The sequence below is a fragment of the Nostoc sp. PCC 7524 genome, from assembly GCF_000316645.1.
GTDB lineage: Bacteria > Cyanobacteriota > Cyanobacteriia > Cyanobacteriales > Nostocaceae > Trichormus.
Window position 1 is genome coordinate 3,607,086 of record NC_019684.1, and the last position, 22,912, is coordinate 3,629,997.

19 protein-coding genes are annotated in these 22,912 nt (G+C 41.3%); 4 read left to right on the forward strand and 15 right to left on the reverse strand.

The window, feature by feature from the left end; translation table 11 throughout:
- Positions 1–397 precede the first annotated feature (397 nt).
- Complete coding sequence (locus tag NOS7524_RS14505) at positions 398–1,783, reverse strand: hypothetical protein (RefSeq protein WP_015139228.1); 1,386 nt, start codon at positions 1,781–1,783, stop codon at positions 398–400.
- A 93-nt stretch (positions 1,784–1,876) separates the two neighbouring features.
- Positions 1,877–2,002 carry a hypothetical protein gene (locus tag NOS7524_RS30975; protein WP_268741963.1) on the reverse strand — a complete coding sequence of 42 codons (126 nt, stop codon included), beginning with the start codon at positions 2,000–2,002 and terminating at the stop codon, positions 1,877–1,879.
- A 16-nt stretch (positions 2,003–2,018) separates the two neighbouring features.
- Here NOS7524_RS30975 and NOS7524_RS14510 point away from each other — a divergent pair, with 16 nt between their 5' ends.
- Positions 2,019–3,833 (forward strand): aspartate kinase, encoded by a 1,815-nt coding sequence (locus NOS7524_RS14510; protein ID WP_015139230.1) that lies wholly within the window; start codon positions 2,019–2,021, stop codon positions 3,831–3,833.
- 91 nt (positions 3,834–3,924) lie between these two features.
- Here the strand turns inward: NOS7524_RS14510 and NOS7524_RS14515 are convergent, their stop codons facing one another.
- Entirely contained in the window at positions 3,925–4,806 is an 882-nt protein-coding gene (locus NOS7524_RS14515) for a hypothetical protein (RefSeq protein WP_015139231.1), read from the reverse strand.
- A gap of 398 nt (positions 4,807–5,204) precedes the next feature.
- Between NOS7524_RS14515 and smc the strand changes: the two genes are divergently transcribed.
- Positions 5,205–8,831: a chromosome segregation protein SMC gene (smc, locus tag NOS7524_RS14520; RefSeq protein WP_015139232.1), complete on the forward strand. Its 3,627-nt coding sequence runs from the start codon at positions 5,205–5,207 to the stop codon at positions 8,829–8,831.
- A 58-nt stretch (positions 8,832–8,889) separates the two neighbouring features.
- On the forward strand, positions 8,890–9,864 hold the full coding sequence (locus tag NOS7524_RS14525) for a PRC-barrel domain-containing protein (RefSeq protein WP_015139233.1): 975 nt from the start codon (positions 8,890–8,892) through the stop codon (positions 9,862–9,864).
- A gap of 68 nt (positions 9,865–9,932) precedes the next feature.
- On the opposite strand, the gene NOS7524_RS14530 is transcribed toward NOS7524_RS14525, so the two are convergent.
- The 12 genes from NOS7524_RS14530 to NOS7524_RS30980 all read right to left on the reverse strand — a co-directional run bounded on the left by NOS7524_RS14530 (position 9,933) and on the right by NOS7524_RS30980 (position 22,304).
- On the reverse strand, positions 9,933–10,505 hold the full coding sequence (locus NOS7524_RS14530; RefSeq protein ID WP_015139234.1) for a hypothetical protein: 573 nt from the start codon (positions 10,503–10,505) through the stop codon (positions 9,933–9,935).
- 229 nt (positions 10,506–10,734) lie between these two features.
- Entirely contained in the window at positions 10,735–11,043 is a 309-nt protein-coding gene (locus NOS7524_RS30730; RefSeq protein WP_327084612.1) for a putative toxin-antitoxin system toxin component, PIN family, read from the reverse strand.
- A gap of 99 nt (positions 11,044–11,142) precedes the next feature.
- Positions 11,143–11,361 (reverse strand): hypothetical protein, encoded by a 219-nt coding sequence (locus NOS7524_RS14540; RefSeq protein WP_015139235.1) that lies wholly within the window; start codon positions 11,359–11,361, stop codon positions 11,143–11,145.
- A gap of 257 nt (positions 11,362–11,618) precedes the next feature.
- Positions 11,619–15,503, reverse strand: coding sequence for a hypothetical protein (locus NOS7524_RS14545; RefSeq protein WP_015139236.1), 3,885 nt, complete (start codon positions 15,501–15,503; stop codon positions 11,619–11,621).
- A gap of 6 nt (positions 15,504–15,509) precedes the next feature.
- Positions 15,510–15,764, reverse strand: coding sequence for an FGGY family carbohydrate kinase (locus NOS7524_RS14550; protein WP_041555329.1), 255 nt, complete (start codon positions 15,762–15,764; stop codon positions 15,510–15,512).
- Complete coding sequence (locus NOS7524_RS14555) at positions 15,743–16,636, reverse strand: ROK family protein (RefSeq protein ID WP_015139237.1); 894 nt, start codon at positions 16,634–16,636, stop codon at positions 15,743–15,745. The genes NOS7524_RS14550 and NOS7524_RS14555 overlap by 22 nt, the downstream gene beginning before the upstream one ends.
- Positions 16,637–16,743: 107 nt before the next feature.
- Positions 16,744–16,944, reverse strand: coding sequence for a hypothetical protein (locus NOS7524_RS14560; protein WP_015139238.1), 201 nt, complete (start codon positions 16,942–16,944; stop codon positions 16,744–16,746).
- A 134-nt stretch (positions 16,945–17,078) separates the two neighbouring features.
- The gene (locus NOS7524_RS14565; RefSeq protein WP_015139239.1) at positions 17,079–17,975 is read right to left on the reverse strand and encodes an ABC transporter permease; all 897 of its coding nucleotides are present in this window, start codon (positions 17,973–17,975) and stop codon (positions 17,079–17,081) included.
- Positions 17,976–18,183: 208 nt separating this feature from the next.
- A complete protein-coding gene (trxB, locus tag NOS7524_RS14570) occupies positions 18,184–19,554 on the reverse strand; it encodes a thioredoxin-disulfide reductase (protein WP_015139240.1) in 1,371 nt (456 codons plus the stop codon).
- Between the two features lie 430 nt (positions 19,555–19,984).
- Positions 19,985–20,617, reverse strand: a complete 633-nt coding sequence (locus NOS7524_RS14575) for an exopolysaccharide biosynthesis protein (RefSeq protein ID WP_015139241.1) — start codon at positions 20,615–20,617, stop codon at positions 19,985–19,987.
- A 180-nt stretch (positions 20,618–20,797) separates the two neighbouring features.
- Entirely contained in the window at positions 20,798–21,673 is an 876-nt protein-coding gene (locus NOS7524_RS14580; protein ID WP_041555330.1) for a lipid kinase, read from the reverse strand.
- Between the two features lie 505 nt (positions 21,674–22,178).
- Complete coding sequence (locus NOS7524_RS30980; RefSeq protein ID WP_268741964.1) at positions 22,179–22,304, reverse strand: hypothetical protein; 126 nt, start codon at positions 22,302–22,304, stop codon at positions 22,179–22,181.
- A 381-nt stretch (positions 22,305–22,685) separates the two neighbouring features.
- Between NOS7524_RS30980 and NOS7524_RS14585 the strand changes: the two genes are divergently transcribed.
- Positions 22,686–22,877: a hypothetical protein gene (locus NOS7524_RS14585; protein WP_041555331.1), complete on the forward strand. Its 192-nt coding sequence runs from the start codon at positions 22,686–22,688 to the stop codon at positions 22,875–22,877.
- The last annotated feature ends 35 nt before the right edge of the window (positions 22,878–22,912 follow it).

A 22,912-nucleotide genomic window follows, 5' to 3' on the forward strand; every position in this document is an offset into this window, starting at 1 on the left:
TTATAGCAAGCTTAGAAGTTGTTTGCAAAGTCCCTGATTATGTATCAAATATTTTTAAAACCCCCTAAATTCCCCTTAAAAAGGGGGAATTTGATTCTATTTCCCCCCTTTTTAAGGGGGCTAGGGGGGAGCAACAAGTGTTTAAAAACACAGCCAACTACTTTTCAAACATCCTCTTAAATAATTAGTAAGTAAAACAAGGTAAATAATTAAAGGTTTGTAGTAAGAACTTTAGTTCTTAGAAAAGGACTAAAGTCCTGACTACGAACTGAATCCTGGTATTTTTACATTGCTTAACATAGTTGATTTTTGCCAGTCGTTCTACTTATAAGAATCCCATTTAATTTTTGAAATACAAACAGAAACCCCAGATATAGTGGGCAAAGCCCACCCTACCTTACTTAGCACTCACACCCACCTGTTGAGAATAATATGTAGGCTGGGCATAGATGCTGATAATGCTATCGTTTACTACAAAAAAATCACCTTCTTGCTCATATTTAGAAAACTGTAAATCAGGATATCTCCTAGCAAGTTCTTTGGCAGTTATGGCTGGTACTGATATTTCTTGAGGTAGCGTACCAGTAGCACCGATGTAAAAAACTAAAGGAGAAATTTTTTCTTGATAAATTTTATTAGCATATTGTTCTAGTTTGGTTTTTGCATCGGTTAAAGCTGCTACCGTTACATCTTTACTCACACTATAACCAGAGAATTTATCTTGTAATAACTGTGCCAAACTATTAGCACCTATTTTAGATAAAGTTGCTGAGACTATGCCGTAATTTTCAAGTCCTAAAAAATCATCAAAAATCACCTTCATGAATTCATCAACTTTTGTGATTTTGATGCGAGATGACAGTAGCTTATGTCTAAAAGCGAGATTTTCATGAAAAGCCATTGTCAAATTAGGCTTAGTTAAAATTTCACCAGTTTCTTTGTCATACACTCGATACATTTTATCCAGAAACTTGTTTGCAGAATAAAACTTGCTGAGATTCAAAATATCTTTACTGCCGATATCAATTTTGTAAATCCTCTGTAAGTCAATATTGCCATCAGTTAATGCTTGTTGACGATTTATGTATTCGTTAGTTGTGGGGAAATTAATGTAAAGATTACTAGAAAGACAGTGATTTTTTAGTTCATCTAACTGTGGTTCTATAAAGATATCGGATTCTCCCTTGAGATGAGCCGTAATCATACTCAAAATCACTTTGATTTTTGCTAACTCATCGAATAAACCAGCAATATTTGGATATTTAATATTGTCATTTACTAGGGGCAAATTATCCAAGTTTATGGTGTATTCATGATGAAAATCAAACTCTGCTCTATCTAAAACATCTTTGAGTAATTCAAAAGCTTTCTTGCTGCTAATTTTGATTTTCAAAAATGAAATATAAAGTTTACCATTACTAACAATGGTATAATTATTAAATAAATATAAATCATTAGCTAGCAAACCAGCTACTTCTAAAATCGGGGTTTTATCCTCAGATTTTACTAACTTAACTTGACGTTTAACTAGCATATTCACTGTGGCAGTGTTGCGATTAAAGGCAAACTTATCTATGCTGACATACTCGGCATTATCTATATATTCTGTTTGTAACCAAGGCCGTTTGAGTTCACCATTTTCATCTCTGATACCGTGAACTCGTTTGATACCAGTTCGCTGATAATTTGCTTGCAGATGTTTGATATTGATAATTATATTTTTGCGGTATTCTGTCAAAATTTCGATGAGTTCTAGCAGAGAAATTTTGTGATGATTTGCCATACTGCTATCCTCCATATTCAGTGCAGAACTAATTAATAGTCTTTCTGTATTGCACCATTTATACCTTTATAGTACATATGTACCATAAAAATGTCAAGTGACTATTAACTGCTTGTGTAGTGTAGCGGCAGTATTATTGTTAAATTTAGGTAAACTAAATAACGGATCAGTCTGCCAAGCTTCCGCCGAGTCACGACGCATTGCTAGCAGCAGGCACATTGCATGAAGAAAATTTATGGCGCTTATAGTTCAGAAATACGGTGGTACATCTGTCGGTTCAGTCGAACGCATCCAAGCTGTGGCACAGCGTGTCTACAAAACTGTGCAAGCGGGAAACTCTCTGGTAGTAGTGGTTTCCGCAATGGGGAAAACCACCGATGGACTTGTTAAGTTAGCCAATGGAATTTCTCGCAATCCCTGCCGCCGGGAAATGGATATGTTGCTTTCCACTGGTGAGCAAGTCACCATTGCGTTACTCAGTATGGCGTTGCAGGAAATTGGACAACCAGCCATCTCTATGACTGGCGCTCAAGTGGGTATTGTGACTGAAGCTGAACACACCCGCGCCCGGATTTTACAGATTGAAACAGAACGTCTGATGCGTCACATTGACGACGGCAAAGTAGTTGTAGTTGCGGGTTTTCAAGGTATCTCTAGCAACGGAGAACTGGAAATTACAACTTTGGGACGTGGTGGTTCTGATACATCGGCTGTAGCTTTGGCGGCAGCATTACAGGCAAATTTTTGTGAAATTTATACAGATGTGCCAGGGATTTTAACTACAGATCCTCGTTTAGTTCCTGAAGCGCAGTTGATGGACGAAATCACCAGTGATGAAATGTTGGAACTAGCGAGTTTGGGTGCAAAAGTATTACATCCCCGTGCTGTGGAAATTGCTCGCAACTATTGTGTACCTTTAGTAGTGAGATCAAGTTGGACAGATGATCCTGGTACTTGGGTAACAACACCCCAACACCAAGAGCGATCGCTGATTAATTTAGAAATTGCCCGTCCCGTAGATACGGTAGAATTTGACACCAACCAAGCCAGGGTAGCACTATTGCGTGTACCTGATAAACCAGGGGTAGCAGCCAGATTATTTGGGGAAATTTCCCACCAAAATGTAGATGTAGATTTAATTATTCAATCCATCCATGAAGGTAACAGTAATGACATCGCTTTTACTGTCACCACACCCATATTAAAGCGAGCAGAAGCAGTAGCAGAAGCGATCGCCCCAGCCTTACGGAGTACATCCGATCCCCATACCGACGAAGCTGAGGTAATGGTAGAACAAGACATTGCTAAAGTTAGCATAGCTGGGGCAGGGATGATTGGTAGGCCTGGGGTAGCTGCCAAAATGTTTGCCACCTTAGCGGCAGCTAGGGTAAATATTCACATGATTTCTACCAGTGAAGTCAAGGTAAGTTGTGTAGTTGATGCAGCAGACTGCGATCGCGCCGTCACTGCCCTATGTACCGCCTTTGAAATCGTCGCTTCCCCGACTTCCCTAGCCTCTCCCGCCGCCCCGACAGTCTCCCATCCTGCTGTGCGCGGTGTCGCCTTGGACTTAAACCAAGTACGTTTAGCGATTCGCCAAGTCCCAGATCGTCCAGGAATGGCGGCAAAGTTGTTTGGCATACTAGCCGAACACAACATCAGCGTAGATATGATCATTCAATCTCAACGCTGCCGGGTAGTTGATGGTGTGCCGAAACGGGATATCGCCTTTACAGTACCTCGGATGGATGGGGAAACAGCCCAACAACTGCTAACTCAAGCCGCAGTAGATTTAGGTTGGGGTGATGTAGTTTTAGATAGTGCGATCGCCAAAGTCAGTATTGTCGGTGCAGGTATGGTAGGACACCCAGGTGTCGCCGCTAAAATGTTTGAGGCACTAGCCCAACACCAAATCAATATTCAAATGATTGCCACCTCAGAAATCAAAATTAGCTGCGTAGTGGCACAAGAACAAGGTGTACAAGCTTTGCAAGTCATTCACGCCGCCTTTGGGTTAGCTGGTAGCCAAAAATTTGTCGTACCAGCGTAGAAAGAGGGAGTTGGGAGTGGGGAGTTGGGAGTAGGAAATGGGCGTGGAATATGAAATTTTCTCCCCGCCTCCCCTGCCCCCCCTGCCTTCTTCAACCATTCCTCGGATGCCAATCCTCCATTGTGGCGATAATTTCTGCAATGCGACGCTCACCACACCAGATTAAATCTAGTTTTCTGAGTTTTTCTAAAATCATGGAGTTATTTTCATAGGTGAGGTTATAAGCTTCGCCTTCTCTCATTGCTGCCAACAAATCTTGAATGATGATTAATTCATCAAACTGGGGATTTGGTTCCTCATCATTGATAATGGCAGTAACTCGTTCCTGGGGTAATTCTGCTAAACAACTAAAGATAAATTTTGTTGGGAAATCGACATCTTGCAGTGCAGAATTACGCTTAACTAACCCAGCAATCAATACTCCCAAATAAGCAGCTGCTTGAGAATTACTTAACCTTTGTACTTTTTGAGATGCAATTGCTGTTAAATTGGCAAAAAATCGACATCCCAATTGTTGTTCCATAACCGTAATGATATCTGGAACAGTCGAGGTTTGTAATTGTGCTGCAAATAAAGCTTGATGTTCTTGGGGCAATCGATTGAGTAAGACTTCCTTGGCGCGATCGCTAATCATAACTTCTTCATTGCTGCCCAAACTAAAGTCTTTACCTGGTTCTAAACCAGCACTCGTTAATATTTGCCACAAATGATTTTCCGCTTGTTGCTGCACTTGTTGATAAGATGATTGCCCGCAAAAATTTTGTACAAACCATCTGTGACTATCTCCATCACATTCCACCAAGACTTTGTTAACAATTAAAGTCGTTAATTGTTCTGTTCCCAGAATTCTTGTCCAATAAATAATTAATCTTTGAATAGCAATTTGATCACGCTTTTGTAGCGCCTTCAGCAATTGACGTTTAGCAGTATCTTGGTTTTTATCTCGTCTTAAGTTGTTGAAGTTCACGCTCACTACTTTTTTTATTTACAGGTGATAGAGATTACAACTTTTTTACAAAATTTACTGATGGAATGTCATTAGTGCTATTTCTGAAAATTTGATATTTCAAATTAAAGTGTGGCGACAGCTTAACATCATTGACAATCTATGACTTCTGGCTAAAGTATTAGCTACACACACAAAAAAATTAGCATAATGTCAAAACTTAGAGATAACTTAATTCTTTGAGATCAGTTCTAGGCGATCGCCTAGGATTTTCGGTCTTGTTGTACTATGAACAGATTGGCAACACCGGGTAATTTATCTTTACCCTCTAGGGTGCGAAAATCCAGAATTTTTTCGTCTAACCAGTTGCTATTTTTTAATTAATTGATACACTTGTTCTTCATTATCCGAGTTAACCAGCACCTATGGTGCATATTAAGCGCGTAGAACTTACCAATTTTAAATCCTTCGGTGGCACTACTTCCGTCCCTCTGCTACCGGGGTTTACTGTCATCTCTGGGCCGAATGGTTCGGGTAAGTCTAATATTTTGGATGCGCTGCTGTTTTGTTTGGGATTGGCTAGTTCTAAGGGAATGCGGGCTGATCGTTTGCCGGATTTGGTTAATAATAATCAAACGGCTAAAAGTCGGGCGGCGGTGGAAGCTAGTGTGACGGTGACTTTTGATTTGTCGGAGGAAGTTTCGCGCAAAGGCGCAGAGGCGCAGAGGGAGGGAGGCGCGGAGGGATTAGAGGAAGATTCCGACTCCCTACTCCCTACTCCCCACTCCCTAACTGAATGGAGTGTGACTAGACGGTTGCGGGTGACTCATCAGGGAACTTATACGTCGAATTACTATATCAATGGTGTGAGTGCGACTCTGACGGAGTTACATGAGGAGTTGGAGAGGCTGCGGATTTATCCAGAAGGATATAACGTGGTGTTGCAGGGGGATGTCACGAGTATTATCTCGATGAATGCGAAGGAACGCCGGGAAATTATTGATGAGTTGGCTGGGGTGGCGGCGTTTGATCGGAAGATTCACCAAGCTAAGGGAACTTTAGATGAGGTGAAGGAGAAGGAAGATAGTTGTCGGATTATTGAGAATGAGTTAACTTTACAGCGCGATCGCCTGTCTCAAGATAAGGCGAAAGCGGAGAAGTATCAAAAGCTGAGGACGGAGTTTCTGCATAAGCAGTCTTGGGAAGCGGTGTTGTCTTGGCGTTCTCTCCAGGTACAGCAGGAGAAGTTAGCTACGGAGATTCAAGCAGGCGATCGCAATTATAGTGAACTGACTACTCAACTAACTGCCTTAAATGCGGAAATTGCCCAAAAAACGGCTGAATTAGAGCAACTTAACGCCCATGTGAAGGCTTTGGGGGAAGAAGAACTGTTGGCGGTACAATCTACCCTGGCAACTCAAGAAGCGGAAAGGAAGCAATTACAACGTCAGCAAGCGGAGTTAGAGGCGGCTATTCAAGAAACTGCTAAACGCTTGGCGCACACTCAGCAGGAAATTCAACAGCATCAGCAGGGTTTGGGTGAAATTGCTCAAGCACAGGATGTAGAACGCCAATCTATTGTCTATTGTCAACGCCAACGGGATGAAGCACAACAAGCTTTGGAACAATCCCGTGAAGCAGCCGCAGAAATCGCTTCGGCTTCGGAAGCATGGGTACAGCAACAAACGGCGTTAAATCGTCAAATTGAAACTTTACTGCAAACTCTAGAACCCCAGCGTACTGAACAAGCCCAACTGCGGGAACGGAATAGTCAATTACAGCAACTAATTCAAGAGGAAACCGAGTTAATTGCTAATTTAGAACCTCAGTTAGCAGAGAAACAAGCTGAGTGTACGCGGTTAGAAACCGAGTTTAATACTTCCAGTGAACCCATCCAAGATTTAGCGCAAAATCTCGCCGCTACAGAACAGGAGTTACAAATCCAGCAGGATACCCAAAAACGGCTGTTACAAGAGCAACGGGAAAAACAACGGCAGTTAGATAAAATTGAGGCACAAGCCCAAGCACAGCAAGAAGTTCAGGGAACCCAAGCCAGTAAGGTGATTATCCAATCGGGAATACCTGGGGTTTGTGGTTTGGTGGTACATTTGGGACGGGTAGAACCCCGCTTTCAGTTGGCGTTGGAAATTGCGGCTGGGGCGCGTTTGGGGCATATTGTGGTGGAAGATGACGGTATCGCCGCCGCCGGGATTGAATTACTCAAACAAAAACGCGCCGGGAGAGCCACGTTTTTACCGTTAAATAAAATTCAAGCTCCGAGAATTACCCAAGATGCTACCCTGCGGTTAGCTCATGGCTTTGTTAACTATGCCGTTAACTTAGTAGAATGCGATCGCCGTTATCGGGATGTGTTTAATTATGTTTTCGGTAACACAGTCGTATTTGCCAACTTAGAACAGGCACGGAAAAATCTTGGCTTATATCGCATCGTCACCTTAGACGGGGAACTATTAGAAACCAGTGGCGCGATGACTGGTGGGAGCATGAACCAGCGTTCAGCGTTACGCTTTGGCAAGGGAGAAGCGGCGGAGTCAGATGAAGCCGTAGCTTTAAAACAGCGTTTACAGGATATTGACCGCATTTTAGACCGTTGTAGTGATGCGATCGCCACTTTAGCCACTAAAACTAAACAATTATCCCAAGAACTTACCGAAGCCCGTCAAGCCCGGCGAGAACAGCAGTTACAGTTAGAACAGCTACAAAAAGAGATTAAGAGTTTAACCGCGCAGTTAGCAGGGACGCGATCGCAACTGAGCCAAAACACCGAAAAATTTACCACTTCCCAATCCCGCCTGGAAATATTAGACAATGAACTTCCAGGACAAGAAACCCAATTACAACAATTACGCCACACCCTAGCCGAATTAGAAGCTTCCCAAACCCCCAGCGAATGGCAACAAATCCAAGCGACAATTAAAACCCAAGAACAGCAATTACAACAACGGGAAACCGCCTTACGGGAAGCCGAGCAAAGATTAAAAAACCTAGAAAATCAGCAACAACGCCTCCTAGAACGCATCCAAGAAGCTGAACAACGCATTACGGAATATCAACAAGAACAACAAACCCAACAAACCCAAATCACCACCCTCAGCACTCAGCACTCAGCACTCAGCACTCAAATCACAGAAACTCGTGCCAAGCTGAGTGAAATGGAAAAGAATTTGGGCGAAGAAAAGCAAAAACGCGACGCAATAGAACAGCAAGTGCGATCGCATCTGCTACGTCAACAACAATTAGAGTGGGAAATCCAAAAGCTGGAAGAAACCCAACACAAACGCCGCGAAGATTTAGCAGCCATCCAAAGCCAATTACAAGAATTACTCCCGGAATTGCCTAATCCCTTGCCAGAAGTACCGGATCAGGTAGACTTAGAGGAATTACAGAAAGAATTGCGATCGCTTACCAAACGCCTACAGGCAATGGAACCTGTGAATATGCTAGCCTTGGAGGAATACGAGCGCACCCAAAAACGTCTCGAAGAACTCAGCCAAAAATTGCAGACATTAGAAGCAGAACGCACCGAATTATTATTAAGGATTGAAAACTTTACTACCTTGCGGCAAATAGCTTTTAAAGAAGCCTTCGATGCTGTGAATGAAAACTTCCAATCAATTTTCGCCACCCTCTCCGACGGTGACGGCTACCTGCAACTCGATAATCCCGAAGATCCCTTTAATAGTGGCTTGAATTTAGTCGCCCACCCCAAAGGTAAACCAGTCCAAAGACTCGCTTCCATGTCTGGGGGTGAAAAATCTCTCACCGCCCTAAGCTTTATTTTTGCCCTGCAACGCTACCGCCCCTCACCCTTTTACGCCTTTGACGAAGTAGATATGTTCCTGGATGGCGCAAACGTCGAAAGATTATCTAGAATGATCAAACAGCAGGCACAGCAAGCACAGTTCATAGTTGTGAGTTTGCGTCGTCCGATGATAGAATCAGCCGAACGCACCATTGGCGTTACTCAGGCTAGAGGAGCTTATACTCAAGTTTTGGGAATTAAGTTACAATCCTCGAATACATCTGCTTGAGTTTTTGTTAATAATAGTGTATAGATAAACCGGATTCGAGATCAGGACTCCGTATAGAATGACCTCTGAACAGATAATTAGGCGTTCCGACATATTAAATACCCAGGTGATTACCCGCGACAATGGCAAACGGTTAGGCATCGTCAGTCAAGTCTGGGTAGATATTGATCAAAGAGAGGTTGTGGCTCTTGGTTTGCGAGACAGCCTGATCTCTATTTCTGGTCTGCCACGCTATATGTACCTGAGCAGCGTCAGCCAATTTGGTGATGTCATCCTGGTGGATAACGAAGATGTCATAGAAGATATTGAAGTTGAAGCCCTCAGCAACCTGATGAACTGGGAAGTGATCACAGAAACAGGTGAAGTTCTCGGCAGAGTCAGGGGCTTCAAGTTTGAGGGCGAAACAGGTAAGCTCAACTCCATTGTCATCGCCTCTTTGGGAGTACCCCAAATTCCCGACCAGTTTTTGAGTACCTACGAAATATCCATAGAAGAAGTAGTCAGTACAGGCCCCAACAGATTAATTGTCTTTGAGGGAGCAGAAGAACGGGTGAACCAGTTAACCGTCGGTGTTCTGGAACGCCTGGGTATTGGCAAAGCACCTTGGGAAAGGGAATCCGAAGAAGAATACTACTCCACACCCCGCGCCGTTGCACCATCCAATCAACTACCCAGTGGTGTCCCATTGCAGCCACCCAAGCCCAAAGTCCGCACCCCTGAACCTGTAGCTGTAGAAGAAGAATGGACTGAAGACTACATCGAAGAAGAAATACCCCAGCGTCAAGTCATGCGGGCGCGACAGTACGAGTCTATTCAATACGAAGAAGACGAAGAAGATAACTGGAGTGAAGCCACAGGTAGGGATAGATATCAAGAACCACCAGCCCAGCCCTATAAGCCCTACACCAATGATTACGACGATTATGACGATGTAGAAGGCGATGCTTGGGAAGATACGCCGCCGCAACCAGTGAATATTCCCAAGAAAGTCAAAGAAAGACAGCCAGAATACGAAGAAGAAAGCGGATATTAAATTTTCACCCCTCCTCAGCCACGAGGAGGGGTAATTTTTGGGTTTGGTAATTTACCCAGTCTCTAAGTTCAATTAAGGTTAATAGCAGAATTAGCCATTTTTACCAATTCAGCCCGCTTACCTGCTTTCAAAGCGATAGAATATTGCACACCCTGTTGTCGCCAACTCAAGGTAGCATCTGAGCAATTAGCACCACAACGAAAATCAACAAAATAGCCAGTAATACCCTTAGCTAAAGCCACGGGTTTACCAGTCAGACGCGGTATTTTTTTGGTAACAGCTTCAGCCGAAACCACACCCAAACGACAAGCTGTCCCCCCAGTGCAGTCAGGAGTAAAACCCAGCAGAATATCGTACTTTTTGGGTGTAACAGTTTCCAAAATGGCGTAAATGGGGTTTGCGCCATCAGATTCAGGAATATATGTTGGTAATAAAATCTTAATTTGGCTTTTTTGCTTTAATTTGGGGATGATTGATTTAAAAACTGCGTGAGGCTGGGGTTTGGTTGTTTTAATCTGCTGTTGTGCTAATGGTTGTGTTGAGTTGTTTGGATGAGCTACAGCTGAATAATTGCCACCACTAACACCGACTAATAGAAATAATCCACAGACATAACCAAGATTTTTGCAGCTAAAAATCATGTTTTCAAACCTATTTTTAGGGAACTACTATCTTGTATTTCCCATTTTTCGATTGCAATTACGGATATGTATTGCAATTACCACTTGTTGAATTCGTTTCATGCTGCTTGCTCCTGGGGATATTTCAGCATAATAGCCTGACTGGGAAAGCAAACGATGAGGGGCGCGGAGCAGATAAAGGAAAGGGTGAGCCACTTTTAGAACTGCCACCGTTGATCGCATTTCATTATCAATCTGAGAAAATTTCTAAAAATTGCGTGGCGGTAATAATATGAACTCCTTGAAAGGGATGAAGTTCTAATAAATCTTTATCTCCTGTAATAATATGAGTTGCATTACCATTAATAGCCACTTCAAGAAATTGGTCATTTTTTGGATCTCTACACTCTTTGATCATCTGGACTATTTCAACTTCTTCTGATTCAAGTTTTAATTTAGCTAAAAATTGAGTACGAATAGTCAGAGAAATATATTTATCGAATTTTGAACGATGGAGAATTTCTTGTAGTTCTTTAAAATTCGCATCTGAAAATAAAATTCTCCCTAAGCTTTTGGCTTTTTAAATGCCACATCTGGCACAGATGATTTAATCAAGACTGCACTAAATAGAATGTTTGTATCAATAACAAACCGCAGTTCATCCATTCTGAAGAATTTCATCTAGAATTTCTTGAGTTAAACCCCTATTTTTCGCTTCTTCTTGCATTTCTTGAATAATGTCATCTAGGGATTTATCTTGAATAATTAATTTAAGCAAATCGTTAATAATAGTCTGAATTTTTTGCTGTTTTTGTGGTTCTGCTTCTTGATAAGCTTTGGCTACTTCAGCATCAACTTGAATTGCAATTGTTTTCATGTTTTTAGAAGAAAAAATAAATTATATTTGTTTAATTATAGCATTTAATAACTACAAGATTTATAACTTCAGAGATTGGAGGTATTACTCAGGCATAAAATGGGGTTGGTGTGGCTTGTGATGCTATTGAAAGACAGGTGTAAGGTATGTGGTGATCGCATCGAGGGAGTGTTATGTGCGATCGCTTTGCCAAGTTGCGTTGGGTTACATTCACAGTAAGGCTTCACTCAAGCTTATCCGCAAAAATAGCAACCATACTATGAATTTTTCCTTTCCCGTTTACGTTCACTAGCTATTTCTCTTTCTAGGAAATAGTACATCTCTTTTGCCCAAACAGACATTTCAGGTACTGGATGTTTAAACCATGTTTCCAAAGGTGTTAAATAAATTTCAATGTATGGGATTATAGACCCTGACCATATATTAGGAGAGAGACGGTGTGCTAAAGTCTGGCGAAATTCTTTAAAAGTCCCAAATTCATGAGTCAATTTTTCCAAAACTGGATGCCATCTATGATTACCTTGATCGTCTATTTCAAGAATAGGATAGAAAATACATAGGAAGGATGCTCTAATTTCTGGATTAACTTTAGCCCATTCTCTAAATATAGAATCAGAAATACCGAATAGTATGCCTTCTTTATAATGAACTCCTACATTATGGGAATTAACATCAAAAGCGTCTTGTTGTGGCTTAATCAGAGTTTCTAAGTGATAAATTTCTGATTGAGTTGCCATGTCAAAGAAATGTGATAAATTTTCCCACAGTACAATCGGTTTCTCTTTCACTAATAATTCAATGATATTTCGACAATAGTTTTTTAGCGCAGAGAAAAGTTGATACTCTTCAACTTGGCATAACCTTATGACTTGATTGCTAAGTCTAATGGCGAATTCGTCATCTATACCATAATGTTTTTGCACCAATAAAACAAGCTGTTCAAATAAATATCCATCTGTAGTAGCTGATCTTACTTTTTCAAAAAGTTCCTTTGAAGTAATAATTTCTTTAATCCGTTTGGCAAGTTGCCTGTCAAGAATATCTCTATTATGTTGGTACATGGAAATAATTTCGAGAGCTACCCACATACCTTCCGAGCCGTGATTAGAAGCTAATTCATCAATTAAACTAAAAATATCTTCAGAATTAAGTTGGCTTAGTGCTTGTCCATAAGATAAATAGACACATTCTGTTACCGAAATACTCCCATCTCTTATTCTTTGAACAATTTCATTTAGTCTATCAACAGAAATATAAACAGCCCTATAAATATTACTTATTTCATGCTTGAGGGCATCGCAATTAAGAGCAATGTCAATGCACTTATTTGCAGTTTCAGGGTCTCTTTTATCAATCCCAGAAAGTAATGCTCTAAGAAAATTTATTCCTCTCCTGTCAGAAGATATTTCAAATTCGTTTACTGCGAACTGAAAAGATTGTACTGGGTCTTCCAATCGCATGGCTAACTCATGAGCGAATGGAAACACATTGTTCAGTTCTTCCCTAATCATTATTTGGATAGCACGATTGATAAGTTCTTTGTCTACTGCAATTTCAGCAGCAACTTCCTTCGCCTTTCTCGACGAGTATTCAAAGTCTCGATTATTGGTATTTTCTTCATCGTATTTTATATCAGGATTGCGAAGATGCGATTCCCAAAATTTTGTATAGAGCAGTGCTTTATGAACTGGATCTGTTGGTATTATATTATCGTAAAGCTTCCTAACTTTTTGCGAAAATTCTTCTAGTGCTTTCGTTCTGTCAAAATATAGCCAATCGCCAACTCCCTGAATAGCATCAAGCCAAAATTTTTTTTCCTCAGTAACTTTGTATAAAATTTGTTCAATCTCATTTAAGATATTTTCACAAATTAGTGAGCGAATAGCTCTAGCAATAATGTTCTCACACTGAATCGATAATTTTGGATATTGTGAGCGTATATAGTCTAGTCTTTGAAGACCATTTCTATGAAAATCAAATTCATCACATCCTTTTGGTTTCCATTCTTTAGGAGTAGGTTTACTTCCAATTTTATGAGAGATTACTGAACCATAAAAATAATTTCGTTTGAGGGTATTTTCTAGTGCGTCAATACAAATAGATACAATCCTTTCATCACCTGATGATATTCCTTGATCTAGTATTGCAAACCTCTCAAAAGGTTCAGCTTCAGTTTCACTGAGACGTAATTGAAAAAGTTGTTTAAAGCGATTACCTGCATCATTTGAATAAGTATTATGTTCAATCACAGCTAACCGCATGAGTAGTGGTGCTGCTATGTAAAAATATCTTTTTCGGGAAACAAGTTTTGCTAAAATTTGGAGAAAATCATGCTTTCTTATTATGGCTTCTTTCAAATCATCTATGGATAAATCCTTATATAGATAATGAATAACATTAGCTACGCCATCAGGATCGATGTGTACTATGGCATTCAGGCATTGTGAACCAAGCTCAGTTTTCAAATTTTCTCGTGAACCACACCACCCATCTCTTGACAAAAGCCTTTTAGCGACTGTAGCGGCTGTTTTTGAAGCGTCGAAATAACACCATTGACTTAAGAAAGATGCACGTAATGTTGGAGATGCACTTTCTATGAATTTAAGGATACTGTTTACACGCAGTAAATCTAACCTTCTTTTTCCAAGGAAAACAGCTATGGGAAGAGGTTTAGCTATGAAATAACAACCAAAATGATCTACAAGATGTTGTTTTGCTGCATAAGCTAAATGTTCATACATCTCATCACCAGTTTGTCTGGCTAAATTTTCACTAACAAAGTCAATCTCATCACTGACATTTTCATCCGCACCTAATTGCTTGAATAGCGCAAGACACTCAATTGCTCGAACTTGTTCGGCTCGGTTTATGCCACAACTTGTAAGAATGCGCTCTACAACATCTTCTACAGATTTCAGAATTGGTAGTCCCTCTGAATAGTTATCTGTAGCTAATACTGCAATGCGTGGATATCCTCCACTTATATTTTTAATAAATTGAATATCTGAGTAATCAGCTTTTGGATATCGCTGCTGAATAATGCCTTCAATAAGAGTTTCATCAGCAGGAGTAACGGAAATATTTAGGCAGTTATTTTTTTCAATAGGTTTGTTATCATTACCAATTGTTATGATTTTAAGGTTACTACCCTCACTTGTTATAATTTCACCAAGCTTAACAGCAGCTTCGCGTGGACATTCATCCACAATCATGAGAGCAGAATTTCCAACATCTGAAAGACTCTCAGCTATTTGAAAAATCTGATAGCTAACGTCTCTAAAATCACAATAAATTGCAGATGTTACTAATGCGATTTTTGCTGTGGTGGTTTCATCTCTAAACACCTCATACACAAACCGAGTTTTTCCTACGCCCGATGATCCAATAATTCGGATTGATGTTTTAGAATCAGCTAAGTAATCTACAATTCGTTCTTTTGCTTTCTCGTAACTAAGCGAGTTATCACCAGTAGAATCGCTCTTAGTTCCAATTAGAAAGCGGCTGGCTTTGTCTTCGACCTTTGGAATTGAAAAGATATCAGATTTCTTACCCAATCTTTCAATTGTTTGAAAACTTTTTAAAGTAAGTCCAGATTGTTTTTCGTTAAGCCAAACTGCGATTGCTGGATATTTTTCCACCCAGTCTTTAATCTTATTTGCATCATAAATATCAATACTCTTTAACTGAGCAGGATCAGCCCCAGTCTCTTGAATACCTTCCTTAATAGCTGTAATTAGATCATCTTTTTTAGATCCAATAAAAATTTCAGAGGTAAATCCGATATAAGAGCCATTTTCATTAATGACTGTTTTTAAAGCATTATTAAGTTCTCGTTTGACACCCTTTTTTTGACTGGGCTTTGTCCAAACCTCTTTTTTCCAGCCTGCTTTTCCCAATTTAGTAGCTTTTGATTGAAATATGCAAAATCTAGATGGTAGATAATCTGTTTTTTCACACCCTCCTGTCCATGAAATTCGTGCATCTTCTCCTCCATCGGCAACAGTAATCTGAAGGGGTACTGAAACTCCTCGTAAACAAATACCAGAACTTTGTGCTTCGGCGTGTAGCAATTTTTTCAGCAGTTCTACAAGCTCTTTGCTATCCAAGCTTTCAATCTGAGATGGGGAGATATTAAAAATCATGCTGTTTCAAGCTGTGTGTAAGTTGATAAAAAGTGTAAATTTATGTACAACTCCTGCCAAGCTACCTGTAGCTTTGCCATAGATGGCTGATGAAGGGTGAATTTCTGGCAGCATTTGCCGAGGAATACCCATAATTTCCAAGATTTCCCCTTCCCAGTCCAAAGTGTTCCAGTTCATCAGCAAAGTACGACTGGCATTGGTAACATAAGTAATATGCAAACCGCCTTCTGTACCACCTGTTAAATACGAAACTTTTGCCACGCTAATTTAGCCGCGCCTACCATCCCAGCAGAGTTACCCAATTGTGCAGGGATAATCTGTAAACCCATCCGCGAGGTTGGCATCACCCGCTTGTCAATTTCTGCCTGAACTGCTGGAAAGAAAAATTCAAAACTAGCACTCACACCACCACCAATGACGATCGCTTGCGGTGTTAAAACATAAATTAAACTAGCTAAACCTATACCTAAATCTCTACCGTATTCTTGCCAAAATGCTAAAGCATTAACATCTCCAGCTTGTGCTAGCATTCCTAATTCCGCAGGTTCTTTCCCAGTCCGGCGACGAATGGCTTGAATTGATGTGTATTGTTCCAGAGAACCTTGATTACCACTCTTACACATAGGGCCATCCGGTTGCAGGGTAATTAATCCCAGTTCTCCGGCTGCGCCTCGTTGTCCCACAAACAATTTGCCATCGAGAATAATTGCACCACCAACCCCAGTTCCCAAGGTTAACAGCATAAAATTCTGAAATTGCCGACCGGCTCCCAACCAAGCCTCTCCTACACCTGCACAATTGGCATCATTATCAATAACGGTTGGTTTGCCAGTTTTAGCTTCCAACCAATCAGCCAGAGGGACATTCTGCCATCCCGGTAAATTAATCGCAATTTGGGCAATGCGTCCTGTGGCATCAGCCGGGCCGGGAGTACCCACACCAATAGCTATAGTTTGATTATCTACATCAATTTGCGCGATCGCATCCACCATCACAGCTAAAACCGCCTCTGGTGTCTGCGGTTGCGGAGTTGCGACAGTCAAAGATTGCAGACACGTACCATCTTGACTGAATCGCCCCAATTTAATTGCCGTTCCCCCTACGTCAATCCCAATTACTTGAGAATTCCCCACTGTTAATTCCTCACACCCAGCTACTAGCCACAATAAAAACTAGCAGCTTTAACTAAGCTGACCAAAATTCCCCACCTTGACAGGTCTGGGTACTTCAGAAAAGCATATTAGCTTTTGGCTGTTTTTGCATCAAAAAATTCTAAGTTATCAGTCTTTTTAGGAGCCAATCTTAAATCAGTCACCGTGGGACGAAAATTAGATTGTTCACCTAAAGCTGTCACCGGCGCACCTTTTAAAATCCCAGCCAAAGCCACTGAAAGCATAAACCCACCAGCCGCCGCCGCAATTAAAGAAATGTTATCTTTCACTCTTTTCTCTCAGTTGTAAATACAAAGATTAGTTTCAATTCAACATCCAAAAGCAGAAATCCTAATTTTGAATTTTTTAGGCGCAAGCCTTCGCTACGCCGACGTAAGCCTATCCGTAGGGTATTTTGAATTGTCTATTTCCGGTTTCCATTTTCTCCCCGCAATCGGGGATTGACAAATTCATTTAACCCTTCACCAAGTAGTGATAACCCTACCACCATAAAAGTCATTGCTAAACCAGGGAAAAGGGTAGTCCACCAAACACCAGTAGGTAAAGCTTCTAGAGCTTGTTTCAAATCGTACCCCCACTCTGGTATTTCTTCCGGTAAGCCTAGCCCTAAAAAGCCCAAACCACCTAATACTAGAATTGCATCGGCAGCGTTGAGGGTAAAAAGTACGGGTACGCTTTGAATAACGTTGAAAAATAAATATCGAGATAGCACAATCCAAGTAGAAGCGCCCATTGCTTGAGCCGCCTCGATAAATACTTCTGTTTTGACACTGACGGTATGATTACGAACCACTCGATAATATTGCGGGATGTATGCAATACTAATAGCGATCGCAGCGTTTAATATCCCTCGCCCTACTACAAAAGCCAGTGTCACCGACAACAGTAACCCCGGTAAAGTGTAGATACTATCCATCAGAAACAGCAACACTTTATCTAACCTACCGCCGAGGTAGCCACTAACCATCCCCAAGGGTACGCCAACAATCATACTCAGCGCCGTGGCTAAAACCACTACTTGCAACGCTGCTTGAGCGCCAAATATCGTGCGGGAAAACACATCATGTCCTAAGCGACTGGTGCCAAACCAATGTTTAGCAGATGGTGCTTCCTGAATCGGGTTTGAGAGAAATTCTTTCGGGTTTTGTAGCCATCCCCAAGCCTGGAAAGCAGGAGCAAAGAAAGCCAGGAAAATGAAGAACAGAGTAATCGCCAATCCAACTAGCATTAATTTTTGGGAAAGGCTGGGATTTTTAGCAAAACGTAAAAATAACGGTAGTTGACGTTTAGTGATGGTCATGTGCGAGCCTGCATTGAGCAAGATACGCTGACCATTTTACATATCAGATTGGTAATTGGGGAGTCAACCCCTGCGGGGAATTCAAAATTCCAAATTCAAAATTAAGAAATCTGAATTTGGAATTGGCATAACACACCTAAAATGTTGCAAGGTGTGTTGTGCTATGCAACAACGCACCCTACTGGCATATACTTTGCGATAAGTGAACCTACAGATTACTTTCAATTAACTGGCGATACTCACTCTTTTGTTTAACACCTTTGAGTTCCTTCAATAGTTCTTTATTCTTGAAAAATTGAATGGTCGGTGTTCCTGTCACGCCAGCATTTTCAGCAATCTCGCGGTCTTTGTCGATGTCAATTTCGACAAAGTGGATTTTACCGTCAAATTCATCCACGACTTTATTTAATATCGGCTTGAGGGTATGACAAGGGCCGCAACCAGGGGCGACGTACTTGACTACTAGCAGGCGATCGCTTTCATGGAATAATTTTCTTAAAGCGTAACTACCCTCATGACGGGTTGCAGCTAAATCAAATTCCGCCGCTTGTTCTGCTTCTGTTTTCTGAGCAGCTGGCTGGGGTTCTAACTCATTATTAATTGTTGGTTCATGGTGAAATTCATGAATCAACCCATTACTAGACAGCCAACGTTCCGCCAACAACGCCGCCGCACAGCCACTACCAGCCGCCGTAATCGCTTGGCGATATTCATGGTCTTGTACGTCACCCGCCGCAAAGACACCCTCTACACTGGTTTCTGGTGAACCATGTTTAGTGACGATGTAACCCACCTCATCCAGTTCGATTTGTCCCTTAAACAAAGAAGTATTAGGCGTGTGACCAATGGCATAGAATAAGCCCTTAGCTGTCAGCTTACTTTCTTCTCCAGTTTTGTTATTACGAACTACTATCCCTTCCATGAAGCTGTTACCAAATATATCTATGGCTTCGGTGTTCCAATGTACTTGGATTTTGGGATTGCTCAATACCCGGTCTTGCATGGCTTTAGATGCCCGCATCTTATCAGAACGGACTAACAAGTTAACTTTCGAGCCATACTTAGTTAAATAAATAGATTCTTCCGCCGCCGAGTCGCCAGCCCCAACCACCGCTAAGTCTGCACCGTGAAAAATCGGAGTTGCGCCATCACAAATCGCACAAGCAGAAATTCCCCGACTCCAGAATTGATGTTCACTAGGTAAACCTAAACGCTTGGCTGTCGCACCAGTGGCAATAATTATAGTATGTGCCTTAACTTCCCTTTCTTCCGAACGGATAGTAAAAGGACGCTGACTCAAATCAACTGATACCACATCTTCAGTATATAATTCAGCCCCCCAACGTTCCGCCTGCGCCTTCATTCTATCCATTAATTCCGGCCCAGTAATTCCTTGTGGGAAACCAGGAAAGTTTTCTACTTCTGTCGTCGTCATTAGTTGCCCACCAGGCAAACCCCCAGCTTGAAAACCTTCAAATACCACAGGTTTTAGGTTAGCTCGTCCAGCATAAATAGCAGCTGTGTAACCTGCTGGCCCAGAACCGATAATTACTAAGTTTTCTACAGTCGGGTTAGTCATAATATTTATACGAACTCATAACGACTACGTTTAGTATAGCATGATATATCCAGGAGTTATGCAACAGACTGATTCTTTGACATTAGGCGTAGGGCAAGAACTTAAATATTTAGTATTCCCCTCTGCTCCCTTCTGACTTTTCACGGGGTCTGGAAAACCTCTCTCTAAATCTCTCTCCTACAAGGAGAGAGACTTTGAATGTTCCCCCTTCCCGATGCGGGAAGGGGGTTAGGGGGTTAGGTTTTTCGTGGGCTTTTCCACATAACGTGAAAAGTCAGCTGCTCCCCTGCCGCCGCTCCCAGCCCTAGTTACTATCTTTGAAAGCAACTCAGTATAATTCTTCCTGATGCCACAAAAAACTATATGGATATATAAATAAGTAGATGCACCTTAATTAAAAGCAAGCCCCTCAGTTTTTGACTAGGGGCTTTTATCTCAAAATAGATGGCAATAAGCTAGGAGCTACCCATAAGGCATAACCAATAAATGCAAATAGCATGGTAATTACAACAGTAATGCCATAGCTGATGCAAATTAATAAGCCATCGGATTCAATGGTAGCGACTGCCAAAAGTAAAATCCCTACTGTGGGAATGGGATTAGTAAAGGGAATGGGTGAGATAAGTAACAGTGTTAACCAAGAGATACACAACCCATTGATGCGCCAAGTTAAAGGATTTTCGGCGATTTTAGTCAAGCGGGGACGGGTGATGGATTCTAATACTTTGGTAACACGGCGCAGGTTTTGTAACAGGAACTGAGCAAAGGGACGAGGAAATTGATAGCGGGCGATGCTTTTCGGTAGCCAAGGCGATCGCCTACCAAGTATCATCTGTACAGATAATAGTAAACACGCAGCTCCAAAAGGCCCTGTTAATCCCGGTGGCATAGGGAACAAAAAGGGCAAAACTAATAATGTAATGACTAAGCTAAAACCGCGTTCAGATGTCTGTGCCAGAATTTCACCGAGAGACAGATGTTGTTCTGCTAGGCGTTGCAGCAGTAACTTAATATCTTGAGAAAATCTCAGGTGTATTTGGCGTGAGTTGATGTGAGTTTTCACAATACCCCGCTCTTTACTTAGCTAAAAGACACTTCAGATTAAATACAAATGCACCCGTAGCTATTCCTTACGTTTCTTTACCATATCAAATTCTTGGGTAGCACCGCAGATATAGGAAATAGGCAATAGCCACTCTTGCAATAGGTAATAGTTACTCGGCTCCTCTGCTCCCCTGCTTCTTCAAACAGGTGGCACAAAAACAGCAACAGCTTTAGGGATGACGCGGAAATGAGCCGGAGTGTAGGTGGTAATTTCGCCATCGGTGTTGATGGGGCGGGTTTTACGGGTGTAAATTTCTATTTCTTGTCCATGCAAGGAGCGGACATTTTGCCGATGAATATGTCTCCCTTTGCGTATAGCAGGTAGTAAGGGAATTATTTGCCACCAGTGTTTAATCTCTAAACTATAAAGGTCTAGTCTTTGGTCATCAATTTTGGCATCATGCACTATAGCCATACCACCCCCATAGTAGCGGCCATTACCCACAGCAATTTGGACTGTCTTGACTCGATAGGATTTACCATTCATCCGAATTTCCGCGCTAAATGGTCGAGATTCCCAAATTACTTGCAATGCTGTAGCAGCATAAGCAAGAACTCCCCAGCGTTTTTTGACTTCTTTGGTCAGTTTTTGGGTAATTTTTACACTCAATCCTAAACTAGCCACGTTGAAAAAATGTTTACCGTTTACCCAACCTAAATCAATGCGTCGCAATTCTCCATGAGCAATGATTTCACACGCTTCGGGTAGAGAGTTAGAAATTCCTAAAGTTCTAGCTAAATCATTGGCAGTTCCTAAAGGTAGAACTCCCAAAGGTAATTGAGTTTCTACTAAAGCATCTACTACGGCATTGAGAGTACCATCACCACCACCAACTATAACTAAGTCAACATGATTTTTATATTTATGTATAATTTCTGCTAGATGTGAGGGATGTTCTGTTGATTCTTCAGTTAATTGAAAGCCAAGTTTTTGTAAGCAATTAATCGCCTCTAAGAGTCGATTTTGCCCTTGACGAGCATGACGATTTACTAACAGTAGTGCGTGGGGACTCATGGGGCTTACTCTTTGTGGGGGATATGATGAATTATCCACAACCATCTATAAATCACTGTTTTTTCTTGCATCATATAATTTTTTGTTTTTTAAGTTACCAAAAAAATTCTAACAGAAATCTGGTGTAATCTAGCTTAACTTGATTATCTCTAGATGTGTCTATGCTGGGGGATGAAATAGCAAAAACAAGAGGAAAGATAGTTATAACTAATTAATTTTTCTTTGATGACGTACAACGTTGGTTTTGTGATGTTTTTATTTGTCAATTCTCATTGTGGCAGATTGAAAACTGTCCATAGATATCAGGTTATTATTTAAATAGATATCGCCTTTTCCATCATTGCTGGGGTTGATCCCAAAGTGGGGCTATATGCCTCATTTATACAGATTTTAAGTTAACTAATAAAACAGGCTTTTTAGTAGATTGTTTTCATGAATTTGCAAAAAACACAGACTTAATTGTTTTAGGTAAACGGGGAGAAGCCGCAGAGTTTGCATCGGGACACTAGCCTTTGGGGTTGCTTCCCGTGCAAGAGCGATCGCACATCATCGTCATGTTTGGATAGTCGTTACCCGTGGACAAGTACAGCGACGCATTACCCACCTTGACTTGCAGCGATTCTGTCAGCATAACCATGAGTCCTCTTTCACCTTGTCAGCCCAAATTAATCAGGTGGAAAGCCGCATACAGGCGTTAGAATCAGCATTTGCGGTGATTCAGTTAGATACAGACCTAACCCCCTTCCCTACAAGGGAAGGGGAGTAAAGCCGCATTTCTCACAAACAGTAGGGGCAGGTTCACAGATATGCTCAAATCATTCACGAATATTTCGCTCAACCCGCCCCTACTCTGGACTGAGGTTGCAATAATTGGTGAGAAATCCGGGTAAAGCTCAAAGCCTCTCTCCTTGTAGGAGAGAGGTTTGGAGAGAGGTTAGAGTGTATTGCATACAAACGAGAACTTCTATACTCAAAACACCATCATTCAACCTCAGAACTAGAAGATTCTCCTTTGCAGCAAGAACGTTCTCACTGGAAACAGGAAAGTTCTCGTTTGCAACAGAAACATTCTCGTTTAGAACAAGAACATTCTCACTGGAAACAAGAATACTTTAGTTTGAAACAGAAACATTCTCGTTTGCAACACGAAACTTCGGGTTCTGAACATGAAACTTTGAGTTCAAAACAGGAAACTTGGAGATAAAAGCTAGAGTGATGAGATTGGGAAGGTAAATGTTC